Genomic DNA, 15,239 nt, shown 5'->3' with positions numbered 1-15,239 from the left:
AACGCTGGAACAGCATGACAAGGACAATCTTCACCAGCGCAGTATCCACCCTGTCAGGCATGCTTGTGGGGGCGCTGGTGGCAATGATGATGAAATAGGGGTGATATCATGGCGAAGGGAAAAGCGGGCAATACCAAAACCGAGGGCGGAAAAAGTTATGTTCAGACTTCCAGCGGCCTATGGGTAAGCGCGGACAGTGATTCCGGGAAAAAATGGTCGAGCAGTTCTTCCAGCAAGAGCAGTTCTTCCGGGAACAAGTCCAACTCGTCAAAATCCAGCTCCTCCAGCAGCTCAAAGTCGTCTAAACCTGGAGTCAATCCGGGACAGACCAAAACCGAGCGCGGCAAGACCTATGTACAGGGCGCGAATGGCGGCTGGTACAGCATGGATGACAAGTACGGGCAGAACGTATATAACAAATACAACAGTGGTTCTTCCGGCGGAAGCTCCGGCAAGGGAGGATATACCCAAAAAACGCAGGTTGCCGGATCTTATATTGACAACTCCGGGAACAGTAAGAACGCAGCGAATAACAAAGGCGGATACAACGGATACACGGTTTTCAAAAATGAGAAGGGCGAGTGGGGAACCGGAAAAGAGGGCTACGAGTATACCGGCGCGAGAACCGGAACGGGAAAAGACCCGGTTGCGCGGCTAAAGAACGGTGCGATGGTTGGGCTTTCCTACATAAGCCGTAACCCGGACAAGGATTATTATTCGCTCGACTACGTAGCGCCGAATACCGCGAAGAACCGTTCGCAGATTTCGGACAGTGCAAAAGCCTATGTCGACTGGAACTACGGTACAGACTTTGGCAACAGTGATTACCGTTACCCCTACGGTTCGGACGAATACAACTGGGTTTATGACAATCTCGTCGCGGGCCGGGGCATGAGCGGCGGAGCGCTCCCGATTGACAGCCCGGAATATCAGGCGATATGGGGAAGCGGGAGCTTCAACCAGGCGGCGTATGATTCTTTACTTGCACAGGGGAGGATTGCGGGGAAATGGGACGGCAGCGCGAACGGCGCAACGAACTATCCGGCGGGCTATGACAGCAAAGGAAAGGCGAATCCTATGACAGGATACGGTGATATTATGAGCCAATACAGGGCAGCACTTAGGGAAGCGGAAGAAGCGGATGCTGACCGCCTGATGGCGCAGACCAATCAGGCAATCCGGCAACTGGAAGCACAGCGCGGGACGCTGGACAGCCAGTACCAGGACAGCGCACAGCAGGCTTACCTTGCAAAAGAACTTTCCCGCAAGAACCTTCCGCAGCAGATGGCAGCAATGGGCCTTGGGGGAGGCGCGTCCGAAAGCGCGAACCTTGCTCTTGAAACCAATTACGGAAATGCTGTAAACAATCTGCGCGGGGTATACGACCAGAACCTTGCCAATCTCGATCTGAATATTGCCAACGCGCGGGACAATGGAAACCTTGCCGTGGCGCAGAACGCAAGCCAGTATGCGCAGATGATGGCCAACGCCCTCTTGCAGCTCCAACAGCAGCAGGCGCAATATGACCAGCAAATGCAAATGGCAGCTTACCAGAGCCAGCTCGAAATTGAGAAGGCGAAACAGCTAGCGGCTCTGAATGCTGCAAATAGTGTATCGAAATCCGTTTCAGGAGGACAAACCGAACAGGCAGCAGACCCCAGATATGATCAATATGGGACGTATCTCGCGAAACCAATGAGTTTACAGACAATCGGGGATCTTTACAATTCCGGCGGGATGACCGCCTTAGAAGCGCAGCGGCACGCAATGAACCAGGGGACACTATTAGACGGTTTGGACTGGAATGCTTATCTGAACCGATGAGGTGACGGAATGAAAATTTACAACCTTTCCACGGGAAGATATGAGGATGACAGGGATAAGGTAAAGGTTTACAACGTAAACACCAAAAAGACAACGGTTCTCCCGTATTCCAACGAAACCTTGAAGCGACCGGCAAGCATGTTCAAAGCTCCCACCTTAACTGGTGGGAGCGCTTCGAGTATCAAAAAGCCAGTGCTGAATCAGCCGAAGATGGCCGGCTTTAAGAAGCTGGACTATGCACAGTCGAAGGATCTGAAACCGGCACAAAATCTTGCAAAGTCTCGTGGGATGTTTGGAACCCTTGGCAAGACTGTACCAACGCCCACGTTAATGACTGGCACAGCGAAACGGGCACAGGACAGCCGCAAAGAATACGAAAATGCCATGATCTTTGCGTCGCCTGATGAAGCCCGGCAGATCCGCCAGAACTATGAAAAGCAGCGACAGAACCAGCTAAACCTCATTACCCCGATGCTGACGAATCAAAGAGCGCAGAGACAAATTCTTCCGCAATTGCCCAAAGACTTTAAAAAGCAGTTGTCGAAAGACCTGTCTGCGCAGATTCCGCAGCGGGAGTTTGGCGTGGCCACGGAAGAATTCATGAACGACCTGAACGCACAGCTTGAAGCGGATATGGGCTTACGCGAACAGCCTGTTACCCGGCAGAGTATTTCACAAGCCGAAGAAAACCTGATGGCGTTACAGCGCCAGAGCGTACCGTTTGCGGCGACAAACGGATTTGTAAAGTCTATGGCCGACCTTCCGGCTGTTATGATCCCATTCACGCCTGAACAGCGAGCGCGGTATAATGAGCCGTTTGCCCAGACCACAGAGCTGCACCCGCTGGCCTATGGCGCGGGACAATTCGCGGGGGAAGCGATCAAGTACGGGACGGCGGCAAAGATGGTTGAGGGAATGCCGGTGCTGCAAGAAGCGCTTGGACGGTTCGGCGGGAAGGTATCCTCCGCGCTCGGCGGGAAGGTTTCAGCAGAAGTCATCTCCCGGCTTGCGGCGGGGAGAATTTCCGACCTGCCGCTGGATGTGATCTATGCGGCGCAGGAGACGGACAACCCGCAGGACTTTGCAAAGAATCTCGGGATCAATACCGCAATGGGACTGGGGACGGATATCGGGCTTGAAACCATTGGAAAGCTCTGGCGCATGGGCAAAGCGGCGGCAGTGTCGAACGCACCGGGCGGCGAAAACTGGTATAACCGGAAAATGGATGAATTGAAAGACCCATTTGGCGTTGCGCCCGAGACAAAGCCGGGGTATAATCAAGGCGGAGGTGATCTAAGTGGACAAAGAGGATCGCGTAGCGAAGGATCTGTCGGTAATTTTGGAGAAGGAGGACTTTCTCAATCCTCCGCAGTTGACACCGGAAGAACGAGAGCGGGCGGACAAGCTGATGGAATCGATTCTGAAATTCTGCGACGAAAATGGGAACTTGATACCGCCGAAACAGAAATAATCCGCGCGGGAAAAACAGAGTATCGAATCAAAAAAGTTCCCGAAGCTCAAATCAGCCCTATTGCAAAGGAAACTCAGCAGATTTTAAGCGAATATGGGGTTCCTGCTACTATTAGTGGAGAACCAGTAATTGCTCGTAATGGAGAACGCTTTGTCCAAACGGGCGAAGGCTCTACAATAGGAACCGGAAGGGTGTTGATACAGAACGATCACGGATTTACCCCGAAAAACATGGGGAACCATGAGGCGTTACATGCTTCAAAATTCCTTTATCCGGATATCCACGAAGCTGTAGAAACAGCAATAACAGATGGAGGAATTAGGGTAATAAAAGACGGGAAAATAAACCCTGTCCTGCAATTGATTATCGATAAATACTCCAAAACGCATCCAAACATTGATTCTATTAGCGACCAGAGAGAGTTAATCAATGAAATCGCCGCACAGATTGCGGGATTAAACGCTATTGACCCGGATTTTACAAGAGAGAAGTTTGGGGATATCCTATACGATTATGACGGAGCATTGAGCGCCATTCAAAATGCGCTTGATGAAATGAAGCGCCGCACCGGGCGCTCTGGCGCGGCTGGAGGAAACACCAGATTTACCCCACTTCCAGAAGTCAAAAAGCCCACGCTTCCCCCGAATGATCCCATGCTGCAATCCCGCAATTGGGAGAAACCGAAGGTTGACGATTCCGTTTTCCGCCTAAAAAACACGCTGAATGAGGCGGAAGGATTGGGCGGGGAATCGGTCAGCGCGAAGGTGCCGAAGCAGAAGGGAGGCGCTGCAGCGGCCCCTGTAAACGAACCGGAAATCCCCAAAGGCTTTAAGGAACGTGGATACGCCGAAACCATCCGCACCAAAACAGACCTGCCGGACGAACTCAAGAATGAATTCGTAACCAACCCGGAATTCTATAAGCAGCTTTCCAACAAGGAAACCCTGAACCGCGCACAACAGGCGATGCAGGGCGATCTGCAGCAGGCAAAGGCACAGTTTGACGCTTTGCTTGCCCGCAAAGATCCGGCGGCGGTCCCGCTTGGCAATATGCTTGCAAAGCAATACGCGGAAGATGGGCAGAAGGACGCGGCGGTGGACGTGCTTCGGCAGATGTCCGCCCGGCTGACCGAGAGCGGCCAGTTCTCACAGGCGGCGGCAATCGGACTGCTGAAAAACGATCCCGACACAGCTCTGCGATACATACAGCGGCAGATCGACACCATGAACGCGGAAGGCTCAAAGAAATACCGCAGATGGAAAGACTTTGAGCTGTCCGACGGGGAAATGCGCAGGCTTGCGGAGATCGAGCCGGGAGACGAAGCGGCGATCAGGGCGGCGTTTGAGGAAATCGGCGCGCGGATCTCGAAAGAGTATCCCGTAACGGCTATGGAAAAGCTCACGGAATTCAGCCATGTAATGATGCTACTGAACCCGCGTACATTGGCCAGAAACTACCTTGCGAATGTCGCAATGCTCCCCATGCAGAAAACGGCGGCGAAGGTGTCGGCGTTGGGACAGGGCGCATACCATCTTGTGAACCCGGACTACAAGCCGACACAGTCGTTTTTCGTAGGCGAGGACAGCAAAAAACTCGCGAAAGAAGTCTATGAATCCATAAAGGGACAGCTTGACGATGCGACCGTTGGAAAGTGGGAAAATACCCTTCTGAACAGCCGAAAAGACAAAGACGTTTTTAAGATGAGAAAATACAGCCCAACAGCGGCGGTCAATCATTTCCTGCCGGAAGATAAGCAGCTTGGACGGTCGATCATGGAGAATATCCGGCGCTTTACCTATGATCTGCTGGACAAGGGCGACAAGCCCTTCATGGAGAAAAACTTTGTGGACCGTCTCGGCAGCTTCATCGAAGCACGGAAAATCAGGAATATCGCAGACATACCGGACGACGCGATTTCCATAGCGACCAGCGAAGCGCTGAAAGCGACCTTCAAGGATGACAACGCGATCACCGGCATGGTACAGGAAGTCAAGCGGGCGCTGAATAAGGCTGGCGGGGCCGGAGAGGTATTCATGCCGTTCACAAAGACCCCGGCCAACATTACGGCCAGGGCTTTGGATTTCAGCCCGGCGGGGCTTTTGACCCTGCACCGCAAATATGTGAAAAGCGGAAAGGACGCTTCTGTATTCATTGACGAACTGTCCAAGGCGGTGACGGGGACAGCCGCAATTGCAGTGGGGTACAATCTCGCAAAAAGCGGCCTTATCACAGGGACGCTTTCCGATAATAAGCGCAAGGCGGCTTTCCAGAAACAACAGGGTATGCAGGCGTATTCATTGAAGGTTGGCAACCGGTACATTTCTTACGATTGGGCGCAGCCCGCCGCGACGCCGCTACTCATTGGCGCAGTTCTTTACGATGGAGTGCAAAAGCAAAAGGAGGGCGGCGACTTTGATCTGGCGGAAGATTGGCCGGAGCTTGTCTTGAAGTCGGTCTATGCTTCCGGTGACGCGATCCTGAATCAATCGGTATTCCAGAACGTGAAGGATGCTCTGGGCGGCTATGGAAGCCCGACAGAGAATGTTGTCATGGAGGTGGTGGAGTGGCCGCAGAGGCTTGTTCCATCCGCTTTCGGCGCAGCGGCACGCGCAATAGACCCAACGGTGAGATCGACTTTTAGCAAAGGCGATCCGCTGAAAACACAGCTCGATGCAATGCGGGCGAAAATTCCGGGGCTGAGCAAAGACCTCCCCGCCTCCTATGACACCTGGGGAAATCCCATCACACGCGAAGGTGGCGGGCTTTACCGGGCGGTGCAGCAGTTCGCAGCTCCCTGGAACACCGGGAACGTCGGAAAGACGCCACTCGACAAAGAGGTCATGCGGTTGTATGACGCGCTGGGGGATGAAAGTATACTGCCGCGCAAAGCGGAATATTCCATCACCTACGATGGCAAAACGAAGGATCTGACCAACCGCGAATACAGCGAATATCAAAAAAGAATAGGCCAGGAATCCTATGAAATTGTAGGTGATCTGTTCGATTTGGAGGCGTATCGCGCCGCACCTGACGAAATGAAAGCGCAGATGTTGAAAGATGCTTACGATTATGCAAACGCCTTTGCAAAGGCAGACATAGTGGGGCATAAGCCAGACGATTGGATGCTGGAAGCATATGAAGCGGCAAAGCGCGATATTGAAGTGGCGGACTTCATTGCACAGAGAAAGGTTTATAATTCCCTGAAATCAACGGGCGACAGCACCAAAACCGAACAGTACGGCGCGATGCTTGCAGAGGATCAGCGATACGATGAGAAACAAAAAGAGCTGCTTTTCAGCAGCATAACCAACAGCAGCAAATTGCGGGACTTCTCCAATATGGAGGCGTTTGAAGTATCTCTTTTGAGCGATTCACAGCAGGAGGCTTACAAAAATCTCAAAAATCAAATGTCGCTGGATCAGTTCCAACGGTATGAATCTCTTATGGAAGGAGTGGAGAGCACCAAAAAGAATGGGAAAACTGTGAACGGCAGCTTGAAGGAGAACCGGCGCAGAACATTGGTAAACGCCGGAATGACCGATAAGGCCGCGAAGGAATTCTTAACTGTCCGATATGGGTACAAGTGGGATTAAAAATGCCGCCCTTCATTTGAGGGGCGGCTTTGTCCACTTTTGATTTCTTAAATTGGATTCAATGAGTGGAAAGTATAGTTTTATTGTGTATATACTCGGATATGGATGGTGAATGTCGGCTCCACCAAAATAAGTTGACAGATTTCTGCAATGATAATCTGTCAACTTTCTTTTATGCAAGCTGTTTCTTGAACGATGGGGATTTATCTCATGCAATAAAAAGGAGTTAAAAATGGACAACGAACAACTATCAATGATGGATCTCGTTATTGAAGCCCATGTGGGATTGGACCGCCAGGGACCCGGCAGTGCGGAAGTGACGGTCAAAGCGCTGAGCTTTCTGGACAACATCGATCGCATATCGCGGACAGCAGATTTAGGCTGTGGAACCGGCGGGCAAACGATGGTGCTCGCGCAAAATATTGCGGGAAATATCGTCGGCGTGGATCAGTTTTCCGATTTTATTAGCGTATTAAATGAAAATGCAAAAAAACAAAATTTGCAGGAGCGGGTAACCGGCGTCGTCGGCTCAATGGAAAACCTTTCGTTTCAGCAGGAGGAGTTTGATCTCATCTGGTCGGAAGGAGCGATAGACAATATCGGCTTTGAAAAAGGGCTGACTTATTGGAATAGGTTTCTTAAAAAAGGCGGTCATGTTGCTGTGACATGCCCTTCCTGGTTTACGGACGAACATCCCGCGGAGGTCGAAGCATTTTGGGCGGAGGCTGGCAGCAACCTGGATACCATTGGGAATAATGTTTCAATCATGCAGAAAGCGGGATATATTTCGGTGGCGGCCTTTATACTGCCCGAAAGATGTTGGACCGATCGCTATTTTGTTCCGCGGCAGGCAGCGGAACAAGAGCTGCTGAAAAAATATGCCGGAAATAAAACAGTGGAAGCCTTTATTGAAAGCAATCATTACGAAGAAACGCTCTATTCAAAATATAAGCAGTTTTATGGATATGCCTTTTATATCGGCAAAAAAATATAGAAAAGTTTTCAAAATCCAGAAGCGGAGGAAACGCTGATTCCGCTTTCGATGAGAATTGGATTACATCGAAAAGACCGCATGAACAGTGTGTTTCATGCGGTCCCAATTTTTTTCGGCATATTTGGCGGGGCTGAGCGTTTGAAAAATGATTAGACTTTGCCAAGCATGCGCCGGTTATTTCAGGGATTCGATAAATGCGCCGTAGGCGTCGTTAAAATACTGATATGGACGCGGATTTCCGCCGTTGGTGCTTTTGCATTGCAGGTCAGAAAATTCTTCGCCGGCGGCAAACAGCTCGCCGAGATAGATGGGAAACCCCGCAGTCTGCGCTGTTTTACAAAAGGTGTCCATCGGGTCGCGGGCGGCTTCAGACGCGAGCAGCCGCTGCTTCAGAGACGGATCAGTCCGGGCGGCTTCCGCGAGTTGTTCCAGCAGCTGGATGACGTTCATAGTTTCATGCATCCTTTCCGGTAAAGGTTTTTCTACCCAACAGTATATCCTTTTGCAGGGGAGAAGTAAAGACACGTCCCGGCAAAAGAATCGGAAGTTCCCGGAAAAAAGATGCTTGCGTCCTGCTGCGGCACGCCGGAAGCGGTGGCTATATGTGCGCAAAGCTGTTTGCAGGCGCTTGATCCCAGCTGGGCGCGGCGTTGGATCCACTCCATCCCGAAGCGGGATTGTATCGCTTTTTTGCACATGCTATAATAAGCGCGGGCAATTGACTTTTTACCAATTGCTGCCCGCAACAGCCCAAACCGGCAAAGATGGTTTTGTGCCGCTTTGCGGCATGGGGGCCTGCGGCGACGCTATAATGAATGCAAAGCAAACAGCTTTTGAATAACGACGATTGGGACGGATGGGATGAAACGACTGGTAATCGGGATATTGGCCCACGTGGATTCGGGCAAAACGACGCTTTCGGAGGGGCTGCTTTACCGCGCGGGAGAGATCCGCAGGTTAGGCCGGGTGGATCATGGGAACGCGTTTCTCGATACGCACGAGCTGGAACGGGAGCGCGGGATCACGATCTTTTCAAAACAGGCGGTGCTGCGTTTGGGGGAAACCGAGCTGACCCTCCTGGATACGCCGGGACATGTGGATTTTTCGGCGGAGATGGAACGGACGCTGCAGGTGCTCGATTATGCCATCCTGGTTGTCAGCGGCACCGATGGGGTGCAGAGCCACGCCGAAACGCTCTGGCAGCTGCTTGACCGCTACCGGGTACCGACTTTCCTGTTCCTCAATAAGATGGATCTTGCCGGCGCCGACCGTGCCGCGCTGCTTGCCACGCTCAGGCACAGGCTGGGAGACGGGTGCATCGACTTTGGCGCCGACCGGGACGAAGCCTGGCAGGAGAGTGTCGCCATGAGCGATGAAGGGCTGATGGAACGCTTCTTGGAAGCCGGGACGCTGACCGGCCGGGAGATTGCCGCGGCGGTGGCGCGGCGCAGCGTTTTCCCATGTTATTTTGGTTCCGCATTAAAACTGGATGGGATGGATACTTTTCTGTCCGGTTTGGATCAGTATACCCTCGGCCCGGAATATTCCGCCGGTTTTGGGGCAAGGGTGTTTAAAATTTCGGTGGATGAGCAGGGAAACCGGCTCACCCATCTGAAAGTGACCGGCGGGAGCCTGAAGGTGAAGGCGCTGCTCACCGGTCAGGACATCAAAGGAGAGTCCTGGAGCGAAAAGGTGAATCAGATCCGGATTTATTCGGGAAGCAAATATCAGACAACGGAGGAAGCCTTCCCGGGGATGGTCTGCGCAGTCACGGGGCTCTCCCGCACCTATCCAGGGGAGGGGCTCGGCGTGCAGGCGGATGCAAAACGCCCCGCCCTGCGGCCGGTACTGACCTACCAGGTACAGCTGCCGAAGGGGGCGGACGCCCATACCGCGCTTGGAAAGCTGCGGCAGCTTGAGGAGGAGGACCCGCAGCTGCATGTCATATGGAATGAAGCACTGCAGGAGATCCATGTACAGATTATGGGCGAGGTGCAGCTCGAGGTGCTCCGAAGCCTGGTGCGCGAACGTTTCGGGCTGGAGATTGGGTTTGGACAGGGCGGCATTCTCTATCAGGAAACCATCGCGCGGCCGGTGGAGGGGATTGGGCATTTCGAGCCGCTGCGGCATTACGCCGAGGTTCACCTGCTGCTGGAGCCGGGCGAACGGGGCAGCGGACTGCAATTTGCGTCCGATTGCCGGGAGGACGATCTCGACCGCAACTGGCAGCGGCTCATCCTGGCCCATCTTGCGGAAAAGGTTCATCCAGGCGTGCTGACCGGCGCGCCCATTACCGATCTTAAAATTACGCTGATCGCGGGGCGCGCGCATCCAAAGCATACAGAAGGCGGAGATTTCAGGCAGGCGACCTACCGCGCGGTGCGGCAGGGATTGCGCAATACCGAAAGCATCCTGCTGGAGCCGTGGTACGATTTCCGGCTTGAAGTGCCGTCCGATGCGGTGGGCCGCGCAATGTCCGATCTGCAGCGGATGAGCGGGGAGTTCTCGCCGCCCCAGACCGGCGGAGAAACGGCGGTGCTTGTGGGCAGCGGGCCGGTTTCTGAGATGCGGGACTATCAGATGGAGGTCACCTCCTATACCCGCGGGCGCGGCAGGCTCTCCTGCACGCTGCGCGGATATGAGCCCTGTCATAATGCGGCGGAAGTGATTGCAGCCACGGGATACGACTGCGATGGAGACGTGGACAACCCGGCCGATTCGGTGTTCTGTGCCCATGGCGCGGGATTTCTTGTGAAATGGGACAAGGTGCGGGAATATATGCATGTGCAGAGCGGATGGGGAGCCGGAAGACCCGCGCTGGAGGAACCGGAAACGGAGCCCGTCCGCCGCGCCGCGGATTATTGCGCGATGCTGGCCGAGGACAGCGAGCTGATGAAAATTTTTGAGCGCACCTATGGCCCGATCCGGCGCGACCCACGGCAGGCGTTTCGCCCGGCGCGGCAAACTTTGTCCGCGCCCCGCCCGGGAAAGGCAAAGGCACCGCCCGAAGGTCCGGAATATCTGCTGGTGGACGGCTACAATATCATCTTCGCATGGGAGGATCTGAAAGTGTTGGCACAGGAGAATGTGGACGCGGCCCGCAGCAGGCTGATCGACCTTCTCTGCAACTATCGCGGCTTTCGCCAATGCGAACTGATTTTGGTGTTTGACGCTTATAAGGTCAAAGGGAACCCAGGAACCGTCGAAAAGATACACAACATCAATGTCGTATACACAAAGGAAGCGGAAACCGCTGACATGTACATTGAAAAGGTCACCCATGAGCTCGGAAGAAAATACCGGGTGCGGGTGGCGACTTCCGACGCGCTCGAACAGATGATTGTGCTGGGGCACGGAGCGCTGCGGATTTCAGCTTCAGCTTTCCGGGAGGAAGTGGATCTGGTGGAAAAGACGATCAGGGATTTTCTGGACCAGGCGCGGCCGGCAGAAAATACTTGACCTGAAGCCGGCTTCAGGTGCTACAATAACCTGAAAGAAACAGGGAAAGGAATCGGGATATGAATTATCGTGAATTGGGAAAAACAGGGCTGATGGTCGGTGAAATCGGCATCGGGTGCGAAGGGTTTGTGGATCATGACGGCGCGCTGGTCGAGCCGCTTTTGGACGCGGCGCAGCAGGCGGGAGTCAACTGCATTGACCTTTACACGCCGAATCCGGATATGCGTACCCGGCTGGGTAAGGCGCTGCGCGGGCGGCGGGAAAAATTCGTCCTGCAGGCGCATCTGTGCACCGTCTGGAAAAATGGGCAGTATGAACGCACCCGGAAAATTGAAGAGGTAAAAGCGGGGTTTGCCGATCTTTTGGAACGGCTTGAAACCGATCATATCGAGATTGGCATGATCCATTACGTGGATTCCCTGGAGGACTGGAAGGCGGTCGCGGACGGACCTGTCATGCGGTTTGCCAAGGAACTCAAAGCGCAGGGGAAGATCCGGCACATCGGGCTGAGCAGCCACAATCCGCTTTCCGCGCGCGCCGCGGTGGAAAGCGGGCTCATCGAAGTGCTGATGTTCAGTATAAACCCATGCTATGATCTACAGCCCGCGGGCGAGGACTGTGCCGCGCTCTGGGACGGCAGGAATTACGAAGGCGCGCTTGTCAATATGGACCCGGAACGGGAGGCGCTCTATGAGGCCTGCAGCCGTCTTGGGGTGGGGATTACGGTCATGAAAGCATTTGGCGGCGGGGATCTGCTCAATGCGCGGCTTTCGCCCGCCGGCAGGGCGCTCACACCGCTCCAGTGCATCCATTACGCGCTGACACGGCCCGCTGTGGCCGCCGTCATGTCTGGCGCGCACACGGTGGAAGAGCTTTTGCAAAGCGTTTCCTACGAGACCGCTTCGGATGCCGAGCGGGATTATGCCGCCGCGTTCGCGTCTTTTCCGAAGATCAGCTGGCAGGGGCACTGTATGTACTGCGGGCACTGTGCGCCGTGTCCCGTGGGCATCGATGTGGCGTCCGTCACGAAATTTTTAAACTTGGCGAAAGCGCAGGGCCAGGTGCCGGAGACCGTCCGGGAGCATTATGCGCTGCTGCCGCACACGGCCGGGGAATGCGCCGGATGCGGCGCGTGCGAAGGCCGCTGCCCGTTCGGCGTAAAGGTCACCGAAAATATGAGGCAGGCCGCGTCGCTTTTCGGCAGATAGCAGGACAACGAAAAACCGCCCACCCGTACCATTTTGCACGGATGGGCGGTTTTAGCATTTTCAGGACAGCAGGCCCGGCGGCTGAGTGCGCATCCGCCAGAGCACCAGCGCGAGGATCAGGAGACTGAAAAGCCCGATCCCGGTATTGCTGGCAAACATGACGATGCCGACGCTTTTCCAGCCGAGTCCGGTAAAATTCTGTAAAAGCCAGAGCACGGGGATGCGGAAGATAAACAGCCGGGAAAAGTTGACAAGGAAGGCGAGCCGGGTGTAGCCAAACCCATAGAGCAGGGCCATCACTGCGGAAAAGATCCCGGTCGGGGCAAGCGCGAACGCCTCCCAGCGGTAGATGTAACCGATAAGCCCGGCAAATACAAGGTCCTCCCCGGCGAATATTCGCAGGATCATTGGCAGCAGCGCAAGGGTCAGAACACAGCCGATGAGGCCGATTGTTACTTCGATCACGAGCAGCCGCTTGAAGGCGCCCATCGCACGGTCGAGCCGCCCGCCGCCAATGTTCTGGCTGATGATTGAAGTACTTCCGTCCTGGAAGCCCTCCTGCGGGGAAGTCGTAATACCGCCGAGATTGTTCGAGATTCCGAGCGCGCCGATGGTCAGATCGCCGTAGGAAGCGCTCATGGTGTTGACCACGACCTTCCCGTAATAGAAAAACGCCTTTTCCAGAATAACTGGGATTGAGAGCCCAAAAAGCGGGCGCAGGGTCTGCGCATCCATCCGGATGTGTGAAAGGGAAAGGCCGAATACATCGTTCCGGCGGCGCAGGCAGAAGAATCCCGCTGTAAACAGGAAGGCCTGCGAAACGGCGGTCGCGATTGCAATGTGGGTGATGGTGCCGTGCATGCCGTAAACAAAGACCGCTGTGAGCGAAAGCTTCAGGAGGATGACCGAAAAGTTGAGCGCCATAATGCGGGCGGTCTTGCCGCGGGAACGCTCGACCGCGATGTAGACGTTGTTGAAGGTTTCAAGAATCCTGCCGATGAGGCTGATCCGGAAGAAGAGAAGCCCGCCTTCGATCAATCCCTCCGGCGTGCCGATCAGCCGCAAAAACGGCCGCGCGAACGGGAACAGCAGGCCAAGCAGAAGAGCAAAGACAGCACACAGGGCAAACAGGGTGTTGATGGTCTGCTTGACCCGTTCGTAGTCGCCCGCGCCGTAAGCGGCCGCAATCTGAATTCCGCCGCCCACCGAAAGCCCGATCCCGATCGAGGAGAGCATAAACAGGATCTGAGCGAAGCATGCCACGGTGGAGATAGCTTCCGGGCCGATATGGGCGGCCATAAGCGAATCGAGCAGGGCAAAGACAAGCGTGATGCAGTGATAGGTCGCAAGCGGGATACAAACCTTCCAGAGAACCTTCCAGAGGTTCCCCTCCAATGCAAACTGCCGGAACTGTGCGTCCTTTTGGGAAAGCTGTGCCGCGGATGAAGGTGCCATCGCATTCGATTCCTTTCTTTCGATGGGGACTTCCATCTTTTATTTTAACAGTTCCCGCGGCAGATGCAATGGCTTTTGGAAATTCTGCTTTCCATGGAAAACTTGACAATCCCGCCATTATATAGTAAAAGTATAAGAAGGCTTTTTTGTGAAAAACTTCTGATAAATGGAAATGTTTGCTGTCCGCTGTCCGGCGGACACTTTTCCCGTAAAGAAAGGAATTATCAACTATGAAAAGAATCCTTACAGTTCTGCTGGCCGCTTCGGCCATTCTGACCTTTGCCGCCTGCGGCACGCAGCAGGGCGGCTCATCTTCGGTGCCATCCTCTTCAGCGGTTTCATCGCAGGCCGCCTCTTCACAGGTTTCGTCAGAACCGGAAAAGCAGCCGGCGACCATTCTGAAGGTGACGGTCGAAGGGGAAATCCCGCAGACAGCCTCCGAAAATGCTTCCCAGGCGGCTGATGACACACTTCCGGAGCTCGCGGTAGCAGGTGCGGATCTGACGCCGGAACAGCTTATGGAGGAGATGGAAGCGCTCTATGCGGGTACCGGCAAATACGAGGGGCTTCCGGTCGCGACGATCGAAACGAACGAGGGAGTGATCAAGATCCGGCTGTTCCCGGAGCAGGCCCCGAAAGCGGTTGAGAACTTCATGACCCACGCAAAGAACGGCTATTACGACGGGCTCACTTTCCACCGGGTGATCAATGAATTTATGATCCAGGGCGGCGACCCAACCGGCACCGGAACAGCGGGGGAAAGCATCTGGGGCGACGACTTCACGGACGAATTCTCCTATATCGCACACAATTTCCGCGGCTCGCTTTCGATGGCGAACCGGGGTTCGAATACAAACGGCAGCCAGTTTTTCATCGTGCAGCGCAATCCCGCAGCGATTTCAGAGGAGGAGCGGCAGAAGTATATTGCCATGATGTACCAGAACCTGTTTGAAGGCAAGGTGGCGCTTTACCAGGAGGAAGTCGGAAAGGCGCAGGCGGCCGGAAAGAGCGAAGAGGAAGTCCAGGCGATGGTGAACGAACTCAACGCAAAACTGACCGAAGAGGCCAACCAGGGTATCCCGGAGAGCTTCGCGGCGCAGATGGAGCCGGTGCTGGCGCGTTATGAGGAACTCGGCGGCACGCCGCACCTCGATTACAAACACACTGTGTTTGGCTACGTGATTGAGGGGATGGACGTGGTCGACAGGATCGCGGCCGAATACGCAACCGAAGGA

At 54.5% G+C, this 15,239-nt stretch carries 8 protein-coding genes; 6 read left to right on the top strand and 2 right to left on the bottom strand.

What is annotated here, in order from left to right; translation table 11 throughout:
• Positions 1–108: 108 nt before the first annotated feature.
• The 3 genes from DWV16_RS14930 (at position 109) to DWV16_RS14920 (ending at position 7,882) form a co-directional block, all read left to right on the top strand.
• Complete coding sequence (locus DWV16_RS14930) at positions 109–1,824, top strand: hypothetical protein (protein WP_118480018.1); 1,716 nt, start codon at positions 109–111, stop codon at positions 1,822–1,824.
• 9 nt (positions 1,825–1,833) lie between these two features.
• Positions 1,834–6,888: a lipopolysaccharide assembly protein LapB gene (locus DWV16_RS14925; protein ID WP_118480016.1), complete on the top strand. Its 5,055-nt coding sequence runs from the start codon at positions 1,834–1,836 to the stop codon at positions 6,886–6,888.
• A gap of 232 nt (positions 6,889–7,120) precedes the next feature.
• Positions 7,121–7,882 (top strand): class I SAM-dependent methyltransferase, encoded by a 762-nt coding sequence (locus tag DWV16_RS14920; RefSeq protein WP_066460176.1) that lies wholly within the window; start codon positions 7,121–7,123, stop codon positions 7,880–7,882.
• Between the two features lie 174 nt (positions 7,883–8,056).
• Here the strand turns inward: DWV16_RS14920 and DWV16_RS14915 are convergent, their stop codons facing one another.
• A complete protein-coding gene (locus DWV16_RS14915; protein WP_066460175.1) occupies positions 8,057–8,332 on the bottom strand; it encodes a hypothetical protein in 276 nt (91 codons plus the stop codon).
• Positions 8,333–8,743: 411 nt separating this feature from the next.
• Between DWV16_RS14915 and DWV16_RS14910 the strand changes: the two genes are divergently transcribed.
• The gene (locus DWV16_RS14910; protein ID WP_118480014.1) at positions 8,744–11,341 is read left to right on the top strand and encodes a translation factor GTPase family protein; all 2,598 of its coding nucleotides are present in this window, start codon (positions 8,744–8,746) and stop codon (positions 11,339–11,341) included.
• A gap of 59 nt (positions 11,342–11,400) precedes the next feature.
• The gene (locus DWV16_RS14905) at positions 11,401–12,549 is read left to right on the top strand and encodes an aldo/keto reductase (RefSeq protein WP_066460169.1); all 1,149 of its coding nucleotides are present in this window, start codon (positions 11,401–11,403) and stop codon (positions 12,547–12,549) included.
• A 60-nt stretch (positions 12,550–12,609) separates the two neighbouring features.
• Here DWV16_RS14905 and DWV16_RS14900 read toward each other — a convergent pair whose 3' ends face one another.
• The gene (locus tag DWV16_RS14900; RefSeq protein WP_118480012.1) at positions 12,610–14,004 is read right to left on the bottom strand and encodes an MATE family efflux transporter; all 1,395 of its coding nucleotides are present in this window, start codon (positions 14,002–14,004) and stop codon (positions 12,610–12,612) included.
• Positions 14,005–14,234: 230 nt separating this feature from the next.
• Between DWV16_RS14900 and DWV16_RS14895 the strand changes: the two genes are divergently transcribed.
• A partial coding sequence (locus DWV16_RS14895) for a peptidylprolyl isomerase (protein WP_147539021.1) occupies positions 14,235–15,239 on the top strand: 1,005 nt, incomplete at its 3' end.

It is taken from the genome of Anaerotruncus sp. AF02-27 (assembly GCF_003465835.1).
GTDB classification, from domain to species: Bacteria; Bacillota; Clostridia; order Oscillospirales; family Ruminococcaceae; genus Anaerotruncus; species Anaerotruncus rubiinfantis.
The sequence above is the reverse complement of the archived record's forward strand: the minus strand, read 5'-3'. Positions and strand labels throughout refer to the sequence as shown.